Source organism: Flavobacterium magnum, assembly GCF_003055625.1.
GTDB lineage: Bacteria > Bacteroidota > Bacteroidia > Flavobacteriales > Flavobacteriaceae > Flavobacterium > Flavobacterium magnum.
On the sequence record NZ_CP028811.1, the window covers coordinates 885,900 to 908,930 of the forward strand.

21 protein-coding genes and 1 pseudogene are annotated in these 23,031 nt (G+C 43.6%); 3 read left to right on the plus strand and 19 right to left on the minus strand.

All coding sequences use genetic code 11. From position 1 onward, the window contains the following. Positions 1-3: 3 nt before the first annotated feature. Positions 4-1,332 carry an O-antigen ligase family protein gene (locus HYN48_RS03625; RefSeq protein ID WP_181248518.1) on the minus strand — a complete coding sequence of 443 codons (1,329 nt, stop codon included), beginning with the start codon at positions 1,330-1,332 and terminating at the stop codon, positions 4-6. Continuing rightward, positions 1,274-2,380 carry a DUF1972 domain-containing protein gene (locus HYN48_RS03630; protein WP_108373340.1) on the minus strand — a complete coding sequence of 369 codons (1,107 nt, stop codon included), beginning with the start codon at positions 2,378-2,380 and terminating at the stop codon, positions 1,274-1,276. The genes HYN48_RS03625 and HYN48_RS03630 overlap by 59 nt, the downstream gene beginning before the upstream one ends. Positions 2,381-2,920: 540 nt before the next feature. Between HYN48_RS03630 and HYN48_RS03635 the strand changes: the two genes are divergently transcribed. Then, positions 2,921-3,697: a 2OG-Fe(II) oxygenase gene (locus HYN48_RS03635; RefSeq protein WP_108369835.1), complete on the plus strand. Its 777-nt coding sequence runs from the start codon at positions 2,921-2,923 to the stop codon at positions 3,695-3,697. Here HYN48_RS03635 and HYN48_RS03640 read toward each other — a convergent pair. The 5 genes from HYN48_RS03640 to HYN48_RS03660 form a co-directional block, all read right to left on the minus strand. Continuing rightward, positions 3,678-4,799 (minus strand): glycosyltransferase family 4 protein, encoded by a 1,122-nt coding sequence (locus HYN48_RS03640; RefSeq protein ID WP_108369836.1) that lies wholly within the window; start codon positions 4,797-4,799, stop codon positions 3,678-3,680. The genes HYN48_RS03635 and HYN48_RS03640 overlap by 20 nt on opposite strands. After that, positions 4,786-6,033, minus strand: a complete 1,248-nt coding sequence (locus tag HYN48_RS03645) for a hypothetical protein (RefSeq protein WP_146171712.1) — start codon at positions 6,031-6,033, stop codon at positions 4,786-4,788. The genes HYN48_RS03640 and HYN48_RS03645 overlap by 14 nt, the downstream gene beginning before the upstream one ends. Positions 6,034-6,054: 21 nt before the next feature. Beyond that, positions 6,055-6,969 (minus strand): hypothetical protein, encoded by a 915-nt coding sequence (locus HYN48_RS03650; RefSeq protein WP_108369838.1) that lies wholly within the window; start codon positions 6,967-6,969, stop codon positions 6,055-6,057. Positions 6,970-6,987: 18 nt separating this feature from the next. Beyond that, a complete protein-coding gene (locus tag HYN48_RS03655) occupies positions 6,988-8,265 on the minus strand; it encodes a lipopolysaccharide biosynthesis protein (RefSeq protein WP_181248519.1) in 1,278 nt (425 codons plus the stop codon). Between the two features lie 79 nt (positions 8,266-8,344). After that, on the minus strand, positions 8,345-8,884 hold the full coding sequence (locus HYN48_RS03660) for a hypothetical protein (protein WP_108369840.1): 540 nt from the start codon (positions 8,882-8,884) through the stop codon (positions 8,345-8,347). 171 nt (positions 8,885-9,055) lie between these two features. Here HYN48_RS03660 and HYN48_RS03665 point away from each other — a divergent pair, with 171 nt between their 5' ends. Next, a complete protein-coding gene (locus tag HYN48_RS03665) occupies positions 9,056-10,489 on the plus strand; it encodes a glucosyltransferase domain-containing protein (protein ID WP_245946017.1) in 1,434 nt (477 codons plus the stop codon). 7 nt (positions 10,490-10,496) lie between these two features. On the opposite strand, the gene rffA is transcribed toward HYN48_RS03665, so the two are convergent. Genes rffA through HYN48_RS03725 form a run of 12 tightly spaced genes read right to left on the minus strand, consistent with a single transcriptional unit; the run spans position 10,497 to position 22,658 of the window. Continuing rightward, a complete protein-coding gene (rffA, locus tag HYN48_RS03670) occupies positions 10,497-11,627 on the minus strand; it encodes a dTDP-4-amino-4,6-dideoxygalactose transaminase (RefSeq protein ID WP_108369842.1) in 1,131 nt (376 codons plus the stop codon). A 1-nt stretch (position 11,628) separates the two neighbouring features. Beyond that, positions 11,629-12,816 (minus strand): hypothetical protein, encoded by a 1,188-nt coding sequence (locus HYN48_RS03675; protein ID WP_108369843.1) that lies wholly within the window; start codon positions 12,814-12,816, stop codon positions 11,629-11,631. Beyond that, positions 12,809-13,489, minus strand: a complete 681-nt coding sequence (locus HYN48_RS03680; RefSeq protein WP_108369844.1) for a GNAT family N-acetyltransferase — start codon at positions 13,487-13,489, stop codon at positions 12,809-12,811. Before HYN48_RS03680 ends, HYN48_RS03675 begins: the two co-directional genes overlap by 8 nt. Further along, positions 13,486-14,412, minus strand: coding sequence for a glycosyltransferase family 2 protein (locus HYN48_RS03685; RefSeq protein ID WP_245945979.1), 927 nt, complete (start codon positions 14,410-14,412; stop codon positions 13,486-13,488). The genes HYN48_RS03680 and HYN48_RS03685 overlap by 4 nt, the downstream gene beginning before the upstream one ends. Before the next feature lie 2 nt (positions 14,413-14,414). Further along, on the minus strand, positions 14,415-15,263 hold the full coding sequence (gene rfbD / locus HYN48_RS03690) for a dTDP-4-dehydrorhamnose reductase (RefSeq protein ID WP_108369846.1): 849 nt from the start codon (positions 15,261-15,263) through the stop codon (positions 14,415-14,417). Further along, the gene (gene rfbC / locus HYN48_RS03695) at positions 15,257-15,808 is read right to left on the minus strand and encodes a dTDP-4-dehydrorhamnose 3,5-epimerase (protein ID WP_108369847.1); all 552 of its coding nucleotides are present in this window, start codon (positions 15,806-15,808) and stop codon (positions 15,257-15,259) included. The genes rfbD and rfbC overlap by 7 nt, the downstream gene beginning before the upstream one ends. Positions 15,809-15,811: 3 nt before the next feature. Beyond that, entirely contained in the window at positions 15,812-16,669 is an 858-nt protein-coding gene (gene rfbA / locus HYN48_RS03700) for a glucose-1-phosphate thymidylyltransferase RfbA (protein ID WP_108369848.1), read from the minus strand. 5 nt (positions 16,670-16,674) lie between these two features. Next, positions 16,675-17,655, minus strand: a complete 981-nt coding sequence (locus HYN48_RS03705) for a hypothetical protein (RefSeq protein ID WP_108369849.1) — start codon at positions 17,653-17,655, stop codon at positions 16,675-16,677. A 10-nt stretch (positions 17,656-17,665) separates the two neighbouring features. Continuing rightward, positions 17,666-19,354: a DUF6909 family protein gene (locus tag HYN48_RS03710; protein WP_108369850.1), complete on the minus strand. Its 1,689-nt coding sequence runs from the start codon at positions 19,352-19,354 to the stop codon at positions 17,666-17,668. Positions 19,355-19,396: 42 nt separating this feature from the next. Beyond that, on the minus strand, positions 19,397-20,287 hold the full coding sequence (locus tag HYN48_RS03715) for a carboxypeptidase-like regulatory domain-containing protein (RefSeq protein WP_146171713.1): 891 nt from the start codon (positions 20,285-20,287) through the stop codon (positions 19,397-19,399). Between the two features lie 3 nt (positions 20,288-20,290). After that, positions 20,291-21,787: a GH3 auxin-responsive promoter family protein gene (locus HYN48_RS03720; RefSeq protein ID WP_108369852.1), complete on the minus strand. Its 1,497-nt coding sequence runs from the start codon at positions 21,785-21,787 to the stop codon at positions 20,291-20,293. Between the two features lies 1 nt (position 21,788). After that, positions 21,789-22,658, minus strand: a complete 870-nt coding sequence (locus tag HYN48_RS03725; protein ID WP_108369853.1) for a M23 family metallopeptidase — start codon at positions 22,656-22,658, stop codon at positions 21,789-21,791. Between the two features lie 171 nt (positions 22,659-22,829). Between HYN48_RS03725 and HYN48_RS15360 the strand changes: the two are divergent. Then, positions 22,830-23,006, plus strand: a pseudogene (locus HYN48_RS15360) (Sec-independent protein translocase subunit TatA/TatB); the annotation flags it as partial. Between the last annotated feature and the right edge of the window lie 25 nt (positions 23,007-23,031).

Genomic DNA, 23,031 nt, shown 5'->3' on the forward strand with positions numbered 1-23,031 from the left:
TTTTTATTCTTTATCCCGGAATTTCATAGCAATCCCCGAATTGAAAAGGCAATAGATCGCTGCAAAAAACACCACCCCACGTTGCCTCGCCAGAAATGATTCGGTCAAAAATAAACTTATCATTAGAATTGCGAAAGAAATATGCACAAAATCTTTGGTTTTAAAGGCGTTTTTTAAATTCAGGAAAACAATGACCAACAGCAGCAGGAAGCCAAAAACGCCGGTTTCCGCAAATAGCTGCACATACTGGTTGTGGAAGTTTTTTTTCTGGTAACCCTCGTTTTCCGCATTTCCTGAAAAAATGGTATGTTCGAGCCCTTTTTGCTCAATCCTGAAATCAGTAGCGTTGAGGCCGTAGCCCGTGAAAAAAATCGGGTCCTCAGCAAGCATTTCTGTAAAAATCCTGAACTGGTACACCCTGAACGCCGCTCCCGGAAAGTACTCATTCTGCTGAAAATGCTCTTTTTCCCATGCCTGTTTGATGCTTACGTTGTACACCTGTCCCTGTGGTCCGAAATCGGTGTTGAGCGTTCCTTCCTGCTGGTTCGACCTGAACTCGACAAGGAAGCGGTCGCGGATCTTGCCGGAAAACAGCATGGTGGCAGAAAGCAGGACCAATAGCCCGAGCGTGATCCACTTTATGTTCTGGGTGGCCTTATAATAGAAAATCTCATAAAAGATAATGAGCAGCACGAGTACGAAAATGACGTTTTTGGACGACAGCAACACGATAAACGTCGCCATCAGGAACATCGCCAGTTTGTCGGCCAGGCGCTTGGTGTTCTTGGTAAAAAACCAAAAGAATGCCAGCGCGGCGTATATCGAAACGTGGATGGCATTGACATCTTCGGTAACAAGGTTGTGATAGAAAAAGACAGAGAAATCCTGCGTCCGGAAATATGTCACCAATGCTTTTAGCAGGTAAAAAATGCAGTACAGCAAAATGCCGTAACTGTAGAACATCATGATTTTCCGTTTCTGGTTGAGCGAATATTTCGGCCCGATGATAAAGCAGACCGGCAAAACCAGCAAAGGCAGTACTTTGGATATTGCCCGGGTCGTCGCTTCCCTGTCATGGCTCCAGACCAGCGAGAGCGCCATAAGCAGGTACAGCAAAATCGGGAAAACCAAGGATCTTTCAATGCGGATGTTCGATTTTTTGCAACTGATGACGGTCACCAAAGCAAACAGGCCGACGGCAATCCCGTTTACCGCATAAGGCATCGGGATGGAAAGCACCGCAAGGATGAAAAATAAAAAAGGCGGGTTGCGCTTAGTCTCGTTTTTTAGTTCCTGAAAGGCATTCGTGGAATAATTGGAGGTATTTGCCATTGATTTTTTCCCAGTTGAAGTCATTTACGATGGATTCGAAGTTTTGCTGAACCAGATGCAAGTTATCATTTTTTTTGATTGACTGAAGGATATTTTTCACCTGCGCCGGATCCGAAAAGTACGCTGCATTGTCGCCGAGCACGCCGCGGTTGAAGCTGTTGTCGTGCGCCGCGATGAATGCCCCCGAAGCCATCGCTTCAAGCAGCGAGGGATTGGTGCCGCCGACGGAATGCCCATGGAAGTAAATATTGGAAAAAAATCTGAGATTATTTAGGTGTTCAAGGTGGTAAATACCGCCCATGAACCTGAGGTGCGGATGCCCGCGGAATTTGTCCTTAAGGTATTTTCCGTAGCGGGTCTCATGCTTGCCTACGACCAGGATCGGGGTTTTGTCACCACTGAGCACGACGCCGTCCAGTACCATGTCCAGGTTGTTTTCGGGTTCAAAACGTGCCATGATCATGTTATAGTGACCGGCCCGGACCTGGTATTGCTCCAGCAGCGACTCATCCGGATTGTAAAACGGATGCGCGCCGTAGGCAATGTAGGTCGATTCTTTGCCGTAACGTTTCTTGAGGAAATCTTTTATCCCCAGCGAATCGGCTACCAGGAAATCACTGCTCAAGGCGGCGAGCCGCTCGGCAAATTTGAGGAATTGCTGCACCGGGCGCGAATATTTCGAACGCTTCCATTCGATTCCGTCCATATTCGTGATGATGACGGGCTTTTTCGGAAGCAGGAAGAACCAGATTGAATTGCTGGTGTAGCCCAATTGCAGGATGATGTCGAAACCGCGTTTACGGGAATCCATGATACAGTTGTAATCATAGATAAATTGCCCGAACGTGCCCAGCTTGTGTTCCGGATCATTTTTATGGATAATGTTGACGTTGTGGAAAACCGGTTCCTGGAACGGATGGTTGTGGGAATTGTAAACGTAGACTTCGTGCCCCTTTTCAGCAAGGTACACTGAGAAAAATTCGGCGAACTGCTCAAAACCACCATAATAGTTGGGAATGCCGCGGGTTCCGAGTATCGCTATCTTCATCAGTACATTTCTTTTTCGGTTGCCAAAAATAGGTTTTTTTTTGTAATCGGGCACAAACAAAAACACAGCTATGTTTGCAAATTTTAGCAGTCCGTATCCTGACTCCCGTATTGATGGAGCGATTCACTTAGCATAACAAGTGTTTTTAACGTTCTTCAAAAGCGTTCAACGGCTGCACCATCTCAAAAATGACTAGTGCGGAACCCCCTTACGAGCCGTAATGTTAAGGAAAATCAACCGAATTACAGACGCAATTTTAGACGGGGATACCATCATGACAGGATTTGCGGGCTGAAAAAGTCCCTGCGCAAATCATACGGCTACTTTGTGGCGGGGGTTATGATGACTCCTCGGTGGCGACAAACACTGCAGCGACGGCGGGGTTCACATGAGAATTATTTCATTGAATGAAAAACAATTTTATCAACTTCTTTTTAGCGGTTATAACTTTAACAAACATTCCCGCTTTTACCGGGATGATTCTGTGTGATTAATTTCTTTATTTTGTTATTTTTGTCCGAACTGTAATGCCTCATCCGTATGATTAATTTTGACTTTCTGGAAAAAAACCTGGAAACACTACGCATCCAGTATTTATCCGCGCAACCGTTTCCTCATTTGCTGATTGACAATTTCTGTGATGAGGAAAAACTGTTGAAGGCTTACAGCAATGTACCTGAACTCAATAACAAGAGCCGCGATTACGCATTTGCGAATAATAAATTCGAAAAGTCTAATTACAAGGAGATCTGTCCTGAGTTCCTTGAATTGTACAATGACCTGTCTTCAGAAAGGTTCAATAAGATTCTTGCTTTCATTACGGCTAAAAAAACATTTGTCGACCCAAAGAATTTCGGAGGCGGACTGCACCAGGGCAAGAAGAACAGTTTCCTGGACATGCACCTTGATTTCAATTACCACCCGCTGAATAAAAACTGGTATCGGGAATTGAACCTGCTTTTGTACCTCAACAAAGACTGGAAGCCCGAATATAAAGGTCAGCTTAAGATTAAGGATTTAAGGACAAATGATGAGGCAGCACTCGATGTGCCGTTCAACAGGATGATAATCCAGCAGTGTGCCCCGTATACCCTTCACGGATATGACATGACGAACTTCCCGGAAGGAAGGTACCGTACCTCAATTGCGACCTATGCGTATCAGGTACATGAAATGCTGATCGAAACACCAAGGACTACAGACTGGTTTCCAAAAGAAGATGCCTCATTCTGGAAAAAGCAATTTGCCAAAAACTATAATTTGCTCGTAAAGACAAAAAACAGGTTCTTCGGAAGCGCTACTGCAAAAAATCAGTAAGCGCCTGATTGTAAATCGCAGCGGCCAGCGGCCAGTTGTATTTCTGTTTCAGGGCCGCAATCTTCGCATCAAAGCCGTAATCAAGATTGTCACGTGTCACGTAGAGAAGTTTTTCGCCAAAATCTTTCCGATTATCAGGATTAAAGGAAACACCGTCCAAAAAATCAAAATCGGACATCGCCGTAAGGTTTGATGTGATTGTGGGTACCCTCGCGGCGACGGACTCCAGCGGGGGGATTCCGAATCCTTCAGCCCGGGACGGATACGTTGCGACGGAAGCACCCCTTAAAAGGAGCAGCATGTCCTGAAAATCCACTTTTTGAAATCTGAAAATCTTCTTTCTGATATCGGCGTCAAGGCTGTCAAAGAGTTCATCATATTTCCCATTGTTAAAGGTGGTATCTCCAATAAACACCAAATCAAAATCACGATACAGCCCCAGGTTAACGAATTGTTCCAGTAACAGGTGATGATTTTTCCTGGGCTCCCATCGGCTCACATAAATGATGTAACGTGGGGCTATGGCGAATTTTTTTGAAACCCGTGCGATTGCCTGGGCTTTGTCATAGGATTCGAAAAAAACGTCTTCAACGGCATTGGGTGTCACCCATACCTTTTTTACTTTCAGGTGGCGCTGTATCTGTTTTTTCGAGTATGGCGAAACGGTCAGGACAATATCCGATATTTGCGCGCTGGCTTTGTAAGTAAGGAAACTCTGTACGCGGTTGAGTTTTGGGAAATCTTCAGGAAAATCCTCAAAAAGCACATCATGTATCGTCACGATGTATCGGCAGAGCTTTATCGGCGGGACCCTGTACTGGAAGTGTGCGAAATCGATTTGATTTTTGCGTATCATCCTTGGGATTTCATAGCCAAGTCTTGATAACGCTCCTGACGATTTATATTTCAGGTAGGTAATGTTGTCCGCTTGTCCGAAAATACGCTGTAAACCCTCCGTGTCTGAAGCGGCTAAAAAGAAATGCCTTGAACTGTCTTTTACCAGTTCAAGGTACAATCCCTGTATGTATGTCCTTGTGCCCTGAAATCCTTTGTCAAACACGTGGCAATCGACAAAAATGCGGAGCTTATTATTCGTTTTCATACTGTTTTTGTTCCTTTAACAGGAGCTCTTTATAGCAGAGTAAGAAACCAATAAAAATGGATTTGTTATCCAGCTTCAGGTAAAAACCCATGAATACCCAATTCGACAGAATCAGGAAAACAGCGCTTCCTACCAGCAAATAGTTGATGTTACGGATGATTTCGCTGTCCGACCTCGGCTGCTTAAAGACAACGTAAATACTGTAAATCAATAGCAACACGCCCAAAATCCCTGATTTCAGGAAAATAGTCATGTACGAATTGTGCAGTGCCGGGACGTACCGGATGTACTCCCCATCATTCGTCCACATTTCCCTGCCGATGTCAATCGTAGATCCCATCCCCTCACCGAATATGATCGTAAACCAACCGTTTCCGGTCACCTGTTTTACGGTAATGATGTTTTCGAAAGAACGGTAATTATCGTTAAATTCCTTCCAGTCGTCTTCGTTGATATGTGTTTTAAATGCTTCAATCGGCGCAATTTTTATCTTGTAGAAAAAAGCCTCTAGACCCCGCGCATTCCGCTGGGGGTAGGAATAATAAATTGCGGTGTAAGAAAGCGTCGAAATGATGATAAATGCTCCCAATATGCTGAGGCTCCGCTTTGTCATCCGTAGATGGCCTTTCATGGCCAGCACCAATATCAGGACCTGAATAATGTTTGTTCGCGCGAGATACAAAAACGAAGAGAATGAAATAATCGCTATGAATAAATATACCGTAGTCCGTTTTAAGCCGATGTCGAAGCGCTTGTAAAACATCAAAAGTACCAGGACGTATATTTCGTAGTCATCGAAATAGCCGCCGTACTGCCTCAACTCGTTCATGCTCCTTATCCCGAATACCACATAATAGAATGCTATGGTCGCGATATGTATTACCGCAAGGGCGACGCCTGAATGGATAATCGTTTTAATCGCGGGCTTACCGACGCTCTTACAAAAATTATATCCGACCAAAAGGCCAAGGATCGGTTTAAGCAGATAGGCAACATCCCTGAAAAAATTATAACTCCTGAAATCCTGAAAAAAGGAGCTGAACAGCGCAATCAGCATAATTGTGGAAAATATCAGGATCAGTTTGGATATCTGAACTGAATAACGGTTCCTTAATGAGACAAATGCTGACAATGACCACACGAGGAATGTCATTTCATAGCTCGTCAATAACAGCACCAGTACGGACGCGATCAGTAGCGATTTATGGAATGTGCTTTTACGGATGGATATCATTGCTTTGCCGGCGTCTTTATTTTATGACCAGTTGATGTCGCTGATTTTGGTGAGTTGCTGTTTTTCAATGTCGAATACCGGAAGTTCCCTGATCACGTCCAGCCTTTCATGATGCCTTAGAAAAAGTAATTCGCCTTTTTCGTTTTTTGAATCCCTGTTGGCTGACTCATTGAAACCGGTTTGCGCATCGTATTTTAAAAATGGTGCCGAAAGATCCTTCCGCACAAAATAAGCGTTAACTCCCGCCCGTGTGGTTCCGATGAAGTCGTAGCCTTTTTTTTCCGCCAAATCACAGAATGCTGCGAGCGACGCGCCGAAATAGAGTTCTGAATGGTGTTCTCTGCTCCTCACAAAATCCGCTTTGTAGGGAACCGTAACTTTCTTTTTGCCCCCGAATGCCGAATTGTATTCGCAAATCACTATCCGCGGATTAATGCAGTCAATACATTCCCATATCCAGTAATCATTACCGTCGATGTCAACACTTAACAACCCGATGTCGCGTACTTTGGTGTAGCTGCTGATCAGGTTGTTTATATTTTCCCTGGTTATAAAACTATTCAGGGCAACAAGATCATATTTCCAATACACAAGGTCTTTCCTGATGAAGTCGACATTTTTGGCAGAACCGTCGATCACAAGCCCGGACCAGTTGTTGTTAAACAGCAAAAATCTTGTGTTGGACTCTGTGTAGGTTTCCACGCCGAACTCTACGAATATCGGATAGGGTATCTCAATCTTGTTGATGATGTATTGTATGATCCCATCCTCACCCCTTTGCGAAAACACCTGAAACTCCACTTCATCCAAGGATTTAATTTGCTGCTTCCCGTTATTTTGGTTTGATAAGATCTTTCCGTTGAGCAACAGGGCCTTTTGGACATCATAATTTAACTTCTGGTAAATTTTCTTGTAAAGTAGCCTTAGGAAATTCATTACAATTTTAAATAATTATTAACGCGTGCTGTTAGATGCCGCAAAATAAGGCTTTAATATCAATAAATAAATACATGTCAGCGAAAGTTCTGTAATGATCAGGACGAAAAACGCTTCGCGCAATCCAAAGAATGTCATCGAAAGTGCTATACCCAAAGCGTTCAGGCATGTTGAGAGAATCGTAATCCGGATATAATACCTATTCTTGTTAAGGCTGAAAAGCAGCTGCTCCATCGGCAGGGTAATCCCTATAAGCAAAGGGACAAACAGGGCCACGTGCAGGTAGGTGATGAATTCCGGGAGCAAAGCATTTTCTACTTTGAAAAATCGCAATACGAAATCAGCACATACGAATACAGCAGCGAGCAGGCTGATCAGGAAAATGGTGTTGAGGCCATTAAACTTTTTCCACAATTGGATCCCCCGGGTTAAGTTCCTGTCAATTTCGAAACAGATGTAGCTGTAGGAGAATTTGAAGAACATCTGCAGATACGTCCGGAACAGGTTAATGATCTGCTCGATTACCTTGAATTGCCCGGCCACATAATTTCCGGCGAAAAACCCGATAATCATCACTGACGAGTAATTTCGTATTGAAAAAAATAGCTGGGAAACGCAGAACGAAAAATCTTTCTTTAACAAATCTGCAATTGCATCCTTGGAGATATTCCTGAAAGAAATGTTGTATTTTCTTACGAGCCACAAAAATCCCATTAAATTGGCTGCCATGGCGCTGCCTCCAAGCCAAAGGTTAGCATATATGTAGTCGGTGTCCGACGTGACAAACAGAATAACGCCGATGACATTGATTACTTTCGAGATGATGTTGATAATTGTAATCCACAAAAAATTCTCCAGCCCCTGTAAAAACCACGTGGGATTGATGACCTGTCCTACAATGATACTTACGCTCAGATAAAAAACGGTCATGTTCTCACGGAAATAGGGAACGAATAAAGTGAGCAGTACCGTAACCAGGCACACCAGGAACAGCAAAAGAAATTTGGCTGCATAAGTGGTTTTAAACAGGTGCTGAAGTATGGCGTGGTTGCCCCGGTTAATCGAGGTCTCCCGGACACCTACGATATAGGAGCTGTAATCTACCACGACGATAAGGATGTAGGCAAACGCCTGTCCCATCGCTATGATGCCGAGCTTCTCAAATCCGCAAATGTGCAGCAGGTATGGCGTGATCAATAATGGTGTCAGAATGTTTACGACCTGTCCGATTCCATATACCAAAAAGTCTTTTGTCTTTTTTTTATACAGGACGGAAAGTAATTTTTCTTTTATCATTATGTTTAGCCGCGCATTATCGATAGTATAAAAAACAAAAGCCATAGGAATCTATGGCTTTTGTACAAGATGTTAAAATTTACATCGCTAACTTAGGAAGCTCTGCAGCCATTATCGACTCATTAGGATATAACGAAGGCGTTTGTTTTTTTCCGTCTTTCACTAACGCTTTTATTAAGCCGGTTGAAGAATCAAATGTGCATTTTGATGGATCCGGCCTGAAGAATAGTCCCAATTCCGCACCCTTTAATTCCCTGGTTTTGCCTGCATATTCAAATTTAACCGATTTAAGCACAATATCGTCCTGTTCCTGGCCTTTTCCTAAATCGAGTCTCAACTGCGTCGGGTATACATTAGGAGGTAAGGCTATTTCTATGGCCTGCTCATTCTCCATTCCTGTAACGCCTTTCCAGCTCCCATCATTGAATTCTAATGACCCGTTTTCTGTATAAAGTACACAAAAATCATCATTCTTTTTAACGATGGCGTTAAGTACCACTTTGAAAGTATTTACCTGGGCTTCCGGTGTTTCATTACCAGTCTGGCTGTCTGGTTTGTCTTTGCAGCCTACTAATGTTAAAATAAAAAAAGATATTACACAGTAAAATCCGGATTTCATATAGTTTTGGATTAGAGAGTTACAATTTATTTGCTTTATTTTGCAAACTAAATGATTTTTTTCCTAATACACAAATATAATTAACCCCTTTCCTTAGTAATATTTTTTATGTTAAACTCCATTAAAACCAGTGCTGACAGCCCATACAAGTTATTTGTTTTTTCATTTGCAATGGCCTTGCTCACATATGGTTTTGCACTTACGAATTTCACCGTAAGTATTGACAATGAAATACCGATTTTGCCGGATTACGGGCTTGATTTGGGAAGATGGGGTCAAAACCTCATCGTCTATCATATTTTTAAAGGACACTTGCAATACTTTTCACTTGTACTAAGCCTTTTTCTTTTTAGTTTTTGTGCTATCCGCCTGTCGAACTTATTCAAATTCCAGGGTTATTCCGCTTTATTTTTCTGTGGCCTGTTTGTTACGTTCCCACAAATATCATATCAGGTTGTTTTTGGCATGATGGCAGATATTGCTGCGCTCGGTATCCTGTTTTCGGTTTTTGTGGTCGAATTATTTCTGAAAGGCCTGGCGGTACCCACACCTGCAAAGAAATTCCCGTATTTTTTATCAGCGGCACTGCTTCTCGTATTCACTTTGTCTATGTATCAGGCATTCATCCTGGTGCCCACAGCGATATACACAATCCTATTTTTCCAGAATACTTTTCAGCAATCTTTTGACCTGAAATCGGAAATACGGAAAACATTGGTTTTCGGCGGTATCCTGGTATCTGCGTTGGTATTATACTACATTTCGGTTAAAATCATTTGTCCTGTCCAACAGGGAGGCTATCTTACTTCTTTCGTTTCGGAAGGTTCCACAGATAACCGCTTCCTGAATTTTTGTTCCATCTGGTCAAAAAACCTTGTAGGCGGATTTTATTATGGAGAGACCTTATTTATTTTAGCGACGTTGTGCGGTTTAGTTCTTTTTGTTTACTTTTTTATTGCAAAAAAACAACTGGTTGTGCGCTTCGTAACATTGCTGATTATTTTAATGCTTCCGTTCCTGATGTCTTCGATAATAACAAACGGGTATCATCCTCCACGTTTATATCTGACCTCTAACCTTGTTTTCGCATTTATTATAGTGTTCGTCACTGACCATTTTAACCTAAGTGCCAAGAATTTCGTCAAATTGGCCGTGGTTATGATAATGTTCACAAATTTCTTCTTTGTCACAAAGCTGTTTAATGCTGTGCACAAAATATACAGTTACGACAGGAGGATTGCGGAAAAGATCGATTTTACCATTCAAACGAAATACCCTTCCTTTTCAGCTTCAGAAAAATACGTCTATTTTTATGGCCACTTCCCATTTGACAGTTACCAGAAGTTCCAACTGAAAAACTCCGAGATCTTCAGCGGTTCGATTTTCGTTTGGGACAACGGAAACAACTACCGGATCACAAATTTCTTCAGGGAAGCTGACGTTGCTGAGTATCGAATGCTGGACACCAAAGAACAACTGAACACCGTTAAGGACTCTATCGCTAAGATGCCCGTCTGGCCGAACCAGGAATCAGTTAGGATGTTCAACAATATCGTCGTTGTGAAATTGGGAAATGAAAAAGGATCTCCACTTTATTTTGAATAATCCGGATTTAGAAAGCCGCTTTCAGAAGCACATCAATCACTACGTTCGGGTTTAATTCATAAAACAGCGGCAATCGCACCAGTGTGTCTGTAAACCTGTCTGTTTCGGGTAGCACCCCGCCTTTATGCAATTTGTCGTAAAACGGGCTTTCGTGAAGGCTGATGTAATGAAAAACGGCAAGGATGTCATGCTGTTTCAAATAATCCAACAATTTTGTCCTTTGTTCCAGACTGTCACATATCAGGTAGAACATATGCGCATTGTTGCTGGCATAATCCGGAAGTTGTGGCAATTCGATCCGATTCTCCCGAGCCCATGTAGCCAGTTTATCAAAGTAACTTTCCCAGTGATTTTTCCTAACCATCTGGATTTGCTCTAAATTTTCCAGTTGCGCCCATAAAAATGCAGCGATGATTTCTGAAGGCAGAAAAGAGCTTCCGATATCGACCCAACCGTATTTGTCTACCTCGCCCCTGAAGAAAGACGACCTGTTTGTTCCTTTCTCCCAAATGATTTCAGCCCTGTTTATGAATTTTTCGTCATTTATTGCGAGAAGTCCACCTTCTCCTGAAATGATGTTTTTCGTCTCATGAAATGAAAATGCGGCGAGATGCCCAATAGATCCAAGAGCCCTTTTCACATTATCCTTTCCGGTATAATAACTATCAATAGCCTGGGCCGCATCTTCAATCACGTAGAGATTGTGTCTCTTTGCAATATCCATGATGGTATCCATTTCACAAGCAACACCGGCATAATGGACAGGGACTATCGCCTTGGTCTTTGAAGTTATTAATCCCTCTATTGCATTCTCGTCAATATTCGGATGGTCTTTCCGGCTGTCGGCAAAAACGATTGTGGCACCTCTCAGGACGAAAGCATTTGCAGTCGACACAAAAGTATAGCTCGGCATAATCACTTCATCCCCCGGTTTAATATCGATTAATATTGCCGCCATTTCAAGCGCGTCGGTGCAGGATGTGGTCAGCAAGCATTTTTTGATGCCAAAATTCTGTTCAAAAAAGGATTGGCATTTTTTGGTGTAGTCTCCGTTGCCCGAGATTTTGCCGGAACTTACGGCGCTTTCTATATATTTCGTTTCGTTTCCGGTAAAGTAAGGTTTGTTAAATGGTAGCATTTTAATTATAGGTGTCTAAGGATATCAAGCGATAAAAATAATAAATCCCGGATATCAAATGGAGTGAAAAAGCGATTATCTCAATCTTATATGCTTTCCAGCCCAATGGATTGTCGAAAATGGATTTAAGCAACTGAACGATACACACGAAAAACAGTAAGAAACTGCACATGAAGGTTTGCCATATGAAATTGCCGTCGAATTCCCGCGCACCTGTTTCGCTTAATGCATAAAAGATCAACAAACCAATCACTGCGCAAAAAACCGCGAACAAAACCATATCCTGCTTCAAAAGACCCCTGTTGCGCGTTAAAAAAACTAAAGGAAACAAATAACTCGAGATCACCGTACTTAATACGATAAATAAAATCTGATACCAATGTGTTGATCCCGTCCAATGGGCTAAAACATTAAAGAAATGGATTTTTACAGAAGATTGGGTTGTGATCGTTTCAGCAGAAATAAACACATAATAATACTGCAGGATTACAAAAATGAAAGCTGCCACAACTGGAATGAGGTTCAGCCAAAAATGTCTTCCGAACTTAAACCTCAGCAAGTTAATCAACGGAAAGGCAATTACGTACACAAAAATGAAACTTGGTTTAATTACGATATTTAGGGCAATCAGGAAGATGATGGCAAGTGTTCGGGTGTGTTTGTACTCTGAAATTTGCTTCAATGAAACCCAAAACAGCATTACAACAAACGGCATCGCAAATATTATCGTAGAATTGTGCCAGATATTCGCCGGGAAGTTCGCAAGATAATAAATGTTATCAAGGAACAGGATTGATGGCAGGCTGAAGCATACCAGTAACGAAAAGGCCGCGAGCGACGATACGACAACTGGATTTTTAGCAGACCCCTCAATTTCCGAGTAGACAATTTTTTTGACGACATAATATTTAAAGTATGTCAGTGCTGCCAACACGTAAATGGATACGAATAGTATCAGGATCAGATCACTGGAATAAAAACTCAACGCGTAAACCGTAAAATAATACATAAAGTTTACCTGAAACGGAATCTGCCCGTCTGCGTAGCTTTTTATAAATTGTGCATGCAACTGGATGTCGGTCGCAACAACATACGTCAGATGATTAAAAATGGAAATTAAAAATACCAGAATAATCAACTCAAAAATTCCGTGTTTCTTACTAAAAAACCCCATGTTTCTATTACTCATTCTTTACTGCCCAGTAGTGTTTGATAAATGTTCTTTCGCAAATCTCGTATCCCTGTTTCGTGTAAAAATGGCATGCCGGCTGATTTTCCTGCTGTGTCGGGATACGAAGTTTTTTTATGTTTTGTTCCGCCAGCCTGTCCTCAACAGATTGCAATAGCTTCCCGCCTATGCCTTTGCCCTGATGGTTGGGGCTGACTGCAATCAGTCCGATTGTTGCTGAATCGCCAGCGGTTTTATACGTCACAAAGCCTGAAATTTCATTTTCCTCAACATAAACCAGCACATCGTCTGCTATCGCTTTAGAAATGGAATTGTCTACCCATTTCCTATACAATTCGCCAAACTTTCCCGAATTAAAATGTTTATCTAAATAAAAGCGGCTGAATTTACCGCTTTCGTAGGCCAGATTGTATATTTCATCTATATCGTAAACTATTTGATCTATTGGGAAAACAGGGCGTGCCTCGCGATTCCTGACTGGAATATCTTTTGAAAAAACCAATTTTAATTCTGAAAAACCTTCCTCGAATCCTGTTATCCGGGCATTAAACTCATTGCTGCCTTTCACATATAATAAATCGTAGTCAGGCGTTTCATCTAGGTCTTCCTGATAAAAAACTTCGCCAATCCTGAACCCGAAGAAGTCACTATCCCAATCCAGTCTCTGTATCATACTATTTCGTCGATAATGTAAACTGGCCTGCCTTTGGTCTGATCAAATATTTTTCCGATATAAATCCCGACTACCCCTATTGTGGTAATGATAATTCCGGACAGGAACCAAATTGATACAATTATCGAAGTGAATCCGAGTACCTCAATTTCATTGTGCACTGCCTGATAAATGTAATACATTCCTACGCAGAATGATAACAACGAAATAACCATCCCGAATTTCACAAAAAGTTTTAAAGGCTTGTTTGAAAAGGAAATTATCGTGTTAAAAGCCAAACTCATTAATTTTGAAAAAGTATAACTTGTCGTTCCTGACGCTCTCGGCGCATGTTCAACAGTTATTGAAGTGGATCTGTACCCTACAAACGCTATAAACAACGGAAAAAACTTGATGTAATCTGACACTTCCAGCAATGATTTAATGACCTGTTTTTTGTAAATCCCATAATTTGCTATTTCATTATCGTATTTAGTATCCGTAAAATAGCCGTAAACTTTCGAGAAAATCTTTGAGGATAGTTTTTTTAAAAAACCGTCTTCGCGGTTTTTTCTTCTGGCCTGCACGATTTCAAAACCTTCCTGGGCTTTATGATACAGTTTTACGATTTCTTTTGGCTGATCCTGTAAATCGCAATCCATTACGATAATCCATTCACCATTTGCATGACTTAATCCGGCCATAATTGCGGGATGCTGTCCAAAATTACGACTCAATCGTATACTTTTTATACTGGATTTCCTTGACGACAGGGCTTTCATAATTTCCCAGGACCTGTCCTTACTCCTGTCGTCAACAAGAATTATTTCATACTCAACATCAAGGACGAGCATCGCTTTTTCAATTTCATCAACGAGTCTGTCTAAAAAATGTTCCGCTTTATAAATCGGGCTTACAATCGATATTTTAGGATTATTGTTCACAATTATTTCTTTAAACTCGTTTCCCAGTTGTTGATTTGAATTCCAAAAACCGCTTTGATTTTGCTTTTGTCCAGTACGCTGAAAGCCGGGCGCGAAGCCGGGGTTGGGTAAGCAATACTCTGAATCGGCTGTAAATCTATTTTAATTTTATTGATTTCAAATATTTTCTTTGCAAAATCAAACCAGCTGCATTGCCCTTCATTACTGAAATTGTAAATTCCGTAGGAGACAGAATTCGGGTTCCCGGCACAGAATTGGATCATGTCCAATAGCGCTTCTGCCAAATCAACGGCGTTGGTGGGTGTCCCGATCTGGTCATCCACGACGCTGAGTGTGTCGCGCTCTGTTGCCAGCCGAAGCATCGTTTTCATAAAGTTATGGCCGAATTGAGAATACACCCAGGATGTCCGCACGATGAAACACTTATCGAGTATGTTGCTGATGGCCTTCTCGCCGTCAAGCTTGGTCTGGCCGTAAACACCCGTGGGGTTTGGCGTGTCAAGCTCGGTATACGGGACGGTTTGGTTCCCGTCAAAGACAAAATCCGTGGAAATATGGAGTACGACCGTACCGTGTTCTTTTGCCGCCTGCGCAATATTTTCAGCGCCTTCGACATTGATCTGCCGGGCTTTGGCGGATTCAGTTTCTGCCTTGTCCACAGCGGTATAAGCTGCCGCGTTGATACAATAGTCCGGCCTGGTTCTCGCAAAAGCCTCGTTTACAGCCGCTTTGTCGGAAATGTCAAGCTGTTGAGAGCCATAAAACAGGAAATCCATTCCGGGATAATTGCCGGAAACGGACTGTAACGACTGGCCCAGCTGGCCGTTGGCTCCGGTGACTAAGACTACCATATTTCTCTGGCGTTGGCAAGGTTCGGGAGGAACTGGTCTTTTTCTGAAATGATCAGTGTTTCAGCGTCGAATTGCCAGTTGATGCCGATGTCCGGGTCATTATACATGATGCCGCCTTCTGATTCCTTATTGTAGAAATTATCGCATTTGTAAAAAAAAGTCGCCGTATCGCTGAGCACCAGAAATCCGTGGGCAAAACCGCGCGGTACAAAGAACTGGCGTTGATTTTCCCCTGAAAGGATTACATCGACATGCCTGCCGAACGTCGGGGAACCGGGACGGATGTCTACTGCCACATCCAATACTTCCCCGTGCAGGACACGCACAAGTTTTGCCTGAGCGTGGTCACCGGTTTGGTAATGCAACCCGCGCAGTACGCCCCGGGTGGAATAGGATTGGTTGTCCTGAACAAAATGCGTATCGGATCCGGTCTTGTCATTGAAAAGCTTTTCATTAAAACTTTCCATAAAATACCCCCTGCCGTCGTAAATCAGTTTTGGCTCAATGATAAAACAGCCTTCAAGTTCCGTTTTAATGAAATTCATCGGTTAAATAATATCTAATAAATGTTTTCCATAACCGCTCTTCAGCAATGGCTGCGCGATTTCCCGGAGTTGCTCCGCATCAATGAATCCCATTTGGTAAGCCGCCTCTTCTATCGACCCGATTTTCAGACCCTGCCGCTCCTCGATCACCTGCACAAATTGCGAGGCCTGCATCAGTGAGTTGAATGTCCCGGTATCAAACCAGGCTGTGCCGCGATCCAGGATGCTGACCTTAAGCCTGCCTTGTCTGAGGTACTCTTTGTTGACATCGGTGATTTCAATTTCGCCGCGATGGCTCGGTTTAATATTGCGGGCGATGTCGACCACCGCATTGTCATAAAAATAAATGCCCGGAACAGCATAATTTGATTTTGGCGCAGCAGGCTTTTCCTCAATCGACAGTACTTTTCCATTGGCATCAAAATCCACCACACCGTAACGTTCCGGATCGTGGACATGGTAGGCATAAATTATGCCGCCGTCCGGATCATTATTGGCCTGCAAAAGGTCAGACAAACCGGTACCATAAAAAATATTGTCGCCCAGGATCAATGCTACTTTATCATTTCCGATAAAGTCCCTGCCGATAATAAACGCTTCCGCAAGGCCATTAGGGTGCTCCTGAACGGCGTACTCAAACCGGCAACCGAGCCTCGAGCCGTCACCGAGCAGCTGCCTGAACAGCGGCAGGTCATGCGGCGTGGAAATAATCAATATTTCCCTGATCCCTGACCACAGCAGTGTGGAAAGCGGATAATAAATCATCGGTTTGTCGTAAATCGGCATCAGCTGCTTGCTTACAGCGAGTGTCAGTGGGTGCAAACGCGTCCCGGAGCCGCCTGCGAGAATGATTCCTTTCATATGACTTAGTTTGCGGTATTCTCCCTGAATTTTAAGGATTGTTTTCTGTAAAAGCTGATAAATAATTTTCCACAAATGAAAAGTATGATCAGGAGCAGCGGAAAAATATAGGTTTCCGAAGAAGGCGTTTCGATATTAGATACGACACTGATATCCTTAATCACTTTTTGATAGTTGATCAGCTCGATTCTCCTGTTGCCCTGTTCAGTGACAAGATTGTATTTTGATTTCAGCACCTCATCGATTTGCGTATCCTCGCTATAATAAATGAGGTTGCTGTTTTTTGTGCCTTTCCCGTCAGTATTGGAAAAATTGTCCAGTAACGCATTGATCTGGTTGATGGTCTGCTCGTTATATTGCATCTTTTGCTTCACATTCTCGACCGCCTCTCTTTGGATAATCTTCAAATACTCATTATCGTTGAGGGCTGCAAGCAGCGGCTGAATGGTATTGGCGTCCGTTGCCTTACCTTTTGTAGAGAAGGTTATCAGGTGAAAGGAGTAGTTCTTGCTTGTAATCTTGTCTTTCAACACCTTGTCAATGCTTCCGTTTTCGGCCATGAGGCGCAAAAGTTCCATGTTTTCTTCGCGGTCCCTGACAAAGTTGTACGGGTCAACAATAGGTTCTATTTTTAACTTCGATATGTTCTTAGGAAACTTTAATCCCATAGACTTCAGATAAGCCGTATCACCCTCGCTGATCTTGGAATTGATGAGTTCAATTTTAGAATACAGGTAATCTGAGCTTCCGAAGTTAGGCAGGACGATGATTTCGTGATTGTATTTCTTTTGATTGCTATCCATGAATATTCCCAATCCAACACCTATTGCAAATAATATCACGATAATGATCGCATTTTTTATAAAGAACCGGATCGATTTAAAGATCCCGGTACCAACACTTTTAAAACCGCTGTTAATCTTTTTGGAAATCTGAGCCAGATCTATCTCCTGATCATCAGAAACCTTTTTTGGGGTATTACTCATTTCGCTTGTCTTATTTTACGTTAAAAATTTGTTCCAATATCTTTATGGTGATCAGGTAGGTCGGCTTTACCCCCGTCGTACCCAATCCGCCTGAAGCCAGTGTGCTTCCGGTTTCCAGCGGGTTATCCGAAGCATAATACGCATACCTGACTTTCACATCCGGATTGATGCTTTTCCTGATTTTTGATGCTGATTGTATGGCTTTCTGGTAATAGGCGCCTTCCATCTCGAGTCCGATGACACCCCAGGTAGATTCGTGAAAAAACTTCAGCAAATCCTTGTTCTGCAGTGAAGTTCCGAGCACGGTCACCATCGGACCGGCAAACACCGGTATGCCGTTGCCTTCGAGCATCTCGGCAGTGAGTTCATTCTCAAACGGATAATTGTCACCTGTACCCTCGTTGATGTGTGCCGATGGGATCATGATGTCGCCCTTGCCGCCTTCGAGGATGCCCGCTTTACCCATGATCGAAACCGATTCTACATTCAGGAAATGCTTTTCGTGCTTCGATTCCTGGAACGGCTTCAGCAACTCGTCAATCGTTTCGTAGGCCTGCTCCCCGAAGGCATAATCCATGACGATAATCACGGGTTCGCCGTTGGGTTTGGCTTTTTCAAAAGCGGATTTTTTCCAGTCAATTTTCGCTGTGTCGAAAACCTGTACGTCGATGTTGGTCCCCGAAGTATCCGGAAGCGAAATCATCCCGTGCAGTTTGGCAAACTCCTCGACCTTATCACGCACCTCGTGCGCGCCGGGCTTACTGAGTTCCTCATAAACGTGAAAATCAGGTTTGTCCTTGTATTTCAGCCGGTGGACATACGGCGCAAAAATAGAGTTCATCACGCTGTGCATGTTGGCGCTGATGATGTGTATCGGCCTGTCGAGCAGGTTGTTTTCCTTCAATGTCTGTTTGATGTTGGTCGCCCAGATCTCACCATGGATGTGGTGTCCAAGCCTTTCGCGCAGAATCGGGCTGAACGTGATTGTACGCTTGCTGCTTTCCAGGACTTCTTCCAGGGCGCCTTTCCCGAGCCAGTAAATCGTATGCAGGAAACGGTCGGGTTTGTCTGCCGTGCCGAAACCGTCGTAGATGGCAAGGATTTCCGCAAACGAACGCCCCAATATGTTAGCCGTATGCGAAATCGCCTTTTCCTTCTCAATCTGAGTGAGCTTTTTGGTTTGCAGCACCGTCTGTTCGAGTTTCTGCCAATCGCGCGATACTTCGCCGCTTTCATCGAGCAGGATGCGGTTCTTGATTTTGTGGGATTCGATGAAAATGAACGTCAGGTGGGTCAGGATGTCATAAATATCAGAGCGCCCACGCGTAATCTCAACATTCATCTGCTCCTCATCGATGCGGTAGCAGTTTCTTTTCCTTTTTGGCGGGACGATGGCTTTGAAATGGGATTTTGAATAGCCTTCATCTGATATCAGATTAATAAAACGGCACTCCTCGATCCCAACCGGTAGCCTTTCAATCACATACAAAAGGCCGCTCAGTTCTACTTTTTCTTCGGCAATGGAGCCGTAAATCTCAGGCCTGAGGTCTAACAGGGCCTCCCGCAGCGTCTCGCCCGAAACGCCCATGGGCTTATAGAAGCCGCGGTTAAAAAGGTGCCTGATGGTAATGTACAATCGTTCAATAGCTGCTGACGATTCTTGCGCCCTGGAGCGCGAAATGTGTTTCACTTCACTCATTAAATGTTATTTTCTAACCCGCAAATGTAGGGTTTTTATTTTTTAGTTGGTTAGTGTAAGATTTATCGCGGGTTCCGTGATTTTTCCGTCATCGTTAGTTCGGGATTTAGAAGACTGCCTTTTATACCATTTGCCTCCTATGAAATGGAATGTGTTTGCTGCGTCGACCGGATTGCAGACGATAACCGGAGCGTAGGTGTCAAATTGTTCCATTTTGCCCTCGAGCGTCTTATACTTCATAACATATTTATTCTTTTCTATTATCATCCATTCATAGCCGATGAAAATTCCATTATCCGGCATAGTGAGGTGGAATTTCGTAAGATCGATTGTGTTTTTCTCTGAGCCTTTTTTTACAGTGACGATGATATCCTCATCAATCATGTCATTCCCCGGAAATCCTTCATCGTTCACTGAAAATATCCTCAATTTGAATGTGGCGTTCCTGATATTGCTTTTTGTAAATACAATAGCATTTTTGATAAATGGTGTATCTGAGTACAAACTGTCTGAAGGAAAAAATTTGGCATAGATCCACGGTGTCGCACCGGATATATAAGTATGGGCTATTTGTTTCGATCCGCCAATCTCAATTGTCCTGGTGGCTTCGGGGGTTTTAACCGAAATGCGGACCTCATCGAGTTGCTGCACCAATTCCTGCATTTTAACCATTGCAATGTTCGCGGCTGCAACCTTTTTTGATTTGTATCCCACCGCAGAAAAAACAAGTTTATCGGCGCGTGTCGCGGTAATCGCAAAACTGCCGTCTTCTTCCGAAGTCGCCCCGATGTTTCCGTTTTCGATCCAGATGTTTACATAAGGTACCGGTTGCCCCGAAATACTGTCTTTTACGACGCCCCGGATTTGACCGAACGCTGAAAAGTTTAGGAAAAGCATCAGAAAATACCAGTAGACAGTTCTTAAGTTTTTCAATGTTTAAATTTTTAAATTTCCCAATGCCTCTGCAATCGTCCGGTCGTTCGACAGGCGCGGGATCTTATTCTGCCCGCCCAATTTCCCGATGGACTTCATATATTCCTGAAAACCATTTTTCGGCACTTTGGTAATGACAAGCGTTCGCAATACATTTCCTGAAATCAGGTCGTCATAATAGGTATTTTGCTTCCGCATGGCATTGTCAACTTTTTGGGCTAAAGCATCCATATCCGCCGGTTCATTTTCAAACTCAATGAACCATTCATGATAGGGTAAGCCGCTTATCGGATTGATTTGTGGCGCTACAGTAAATTCATTGACGCGTATTTCGGTACTTTCCATGGCTTCCTGCAATGCGCTTTCCACTTCTTTGCCGATTACATGCTCCCCGAACGCAGAAATGTAATGTTTGATGCGACCCGACACTACGACACGGTAAGGCTTCAAAGAGGTAAACTGTACGGTATCACCGATATTATAGGCCCAAAGACCCGCATTGGTAGAGATAATCAGCACGTAATTCACACCCAACTCCACTTCGCCAATGGTATAACGCCTGGGATTTTCGGTAAAAAATGCATCCGATTTTACAAATTCATAGAAAATCCCGGCATCCAGCAACAGCAACATGCCTTTTTCCTTTTGGGAATCCTGGTAGGCAAAAAATCCCTCCGAAGCCGGAAATAGCTCGATACTGTCGACTTTCCTGCCAATCAGGTTTTCAAACCTGGCGCGGTACGGTTCAAAATTGACACCGCCGTAAATGAACAGGTTGAAATTTGGGAACAGTTCGCCGACGGGCTTTCCTGTTTTTTGGTTCAGTTTCTCAAAGTACATCTGTACCCACGACGGGATACCGGAAATAACGGTCATGTTTTCGCGCAGGGTTTCTGCTACGATGGCATCGACCTTGGTTTCCCAGTCGTCAATACAGTTGGTTTCCCATGACGGAAGCCTGTTTTTCTGAAGGTATTTAGGGACATAATGCGCAACAATCCCCGACAATCTTCCCAAGCTCACGCCGTTTTTTTCTTCCAGTTCCGGACTGCCCTGCAGGAAGATCATTTTACCGTCTACAAACCCGGCATTTCCGGTTTCATGGATGTAATGCAGGATCGCATCCCGTGCCGCCTGAATATGGAACGGCATAGACGCCCTGGTCAGCGGAATGTATTTTGCGCCCGACGTGGTTCCGGAAGTCTTGGCGAAATACAGCGGCTTGCCGGGCCAAAGCACATCCGGTTCACCATTGACCACTTCGTCAACATACGGCCTGAGCTCTTCGTAATCACGTATCGGGACGTTCTTTACAAAGTCCTGATGCGTTTTAATCTGCCCAAATTGATGGTCTTTCCCGAATCGGGTATTTTTTGCGTCTGAGATCAGCGATGCGAAGACCTTCTGTTGTGACACGACAGGATTTTGCGCCCATTTTTGCGTTTTCCTGAAAACCTGTGCAGCGAAAATCTTTGCGGCGATTGCCTTGATGGATGCCATATTATTCAAATGCTATAAACTGTGAAGGATCAATCGGGTAGCCGTCTTTCCACAATTCAAAATGTAGGTGAATTCCGGTTGACTGCTCGCCGCTCGAACCTGCAATGGCGATGACTTCGCCGGTTTTTACCTTGTCGCCCTGTTCGGCGGTGAGCGACTCACAATGCTTGTAAACCGAGATCAGTCCGTCGTTGTGGCGCAATAGGATCACATTACCGTTTGTAGGCGTCCAATCGGCAAAAATCACTGAGCCCGATGCAACCGACTTGATCGGGGTGTTTTTCGCCAACGCAATGTCGACCGCGTAATGCCTGTTCCTGACGCTGTACGGTTCGGTTACTATGCCCTTGACCGGGGAGAACAGCACGGCGCCGGCCTTGGACGAAGCCTGTTCAAATAAATTGTATTTGTCTTCCTGTGCGACCTCCCTCCGCAATTTGAGGTCTTCCCCCCCGGGCTCCATATCAAGTTTGGAAACGTCGACCGTCTCTGCCGCCGTAATTGAATCCTTATTGAGACGGGCATAATCGACATCGCCGGTAAGGATTTTCCTGATGGAGGAAATGTATGCCTCATTCTTCCTGAGCGCGTTGGTCAGTGAGTCGGATTTAAGCGCGAGTTCGGTCGCATCTTTTTTAAGTTTGGACGATGCATAGCCTGGAATGTACTCACGCAAAGGCGTAAACGCGATGATGTAAGTGGTTACAAAAATAATCAGTACCGCGCCCACCGTCGCCACCACAAAGACATTCATCAGCGTAAGCCTCAGGGAGAAGATTTCCTCAAAGGTGTCCTCGTTGAGGATTACCAGCCTGTTTTTGGTAAACAGTTTGTTTTTGATCCGCTGTCTTTTGAGTCTTTTTTTGGACATTGGCCTGTGTTTGTGTTGCAAATATAAAAATTTATCGGAGCCACATCCGGAATCTGTGTCAACATCACCTATGCCTGCGCCGATATGGTAAAATAATCACAAATAAAACCCGCTTTTACCGTAGGCCAAAGATTTTTTATACCTTTGTTATCCTATATTAATTGCTTACATATGATATCTTCGATTGTTTTTCTGGGTGAATTTGGTGGTCCCGAAATCATTTTTGTTATTATAATCATCCTGTTGCTTTTCGGTGGTAAGAAAATCCCGGAACTGATGCGTGGACTGGGAAGCGGCGTCAAGGAATTTAAAAATGCCGCCAAAGATGATAAGTCTGCCGATAGCAGGCCGGTATCCACCGATCCGATTGCGC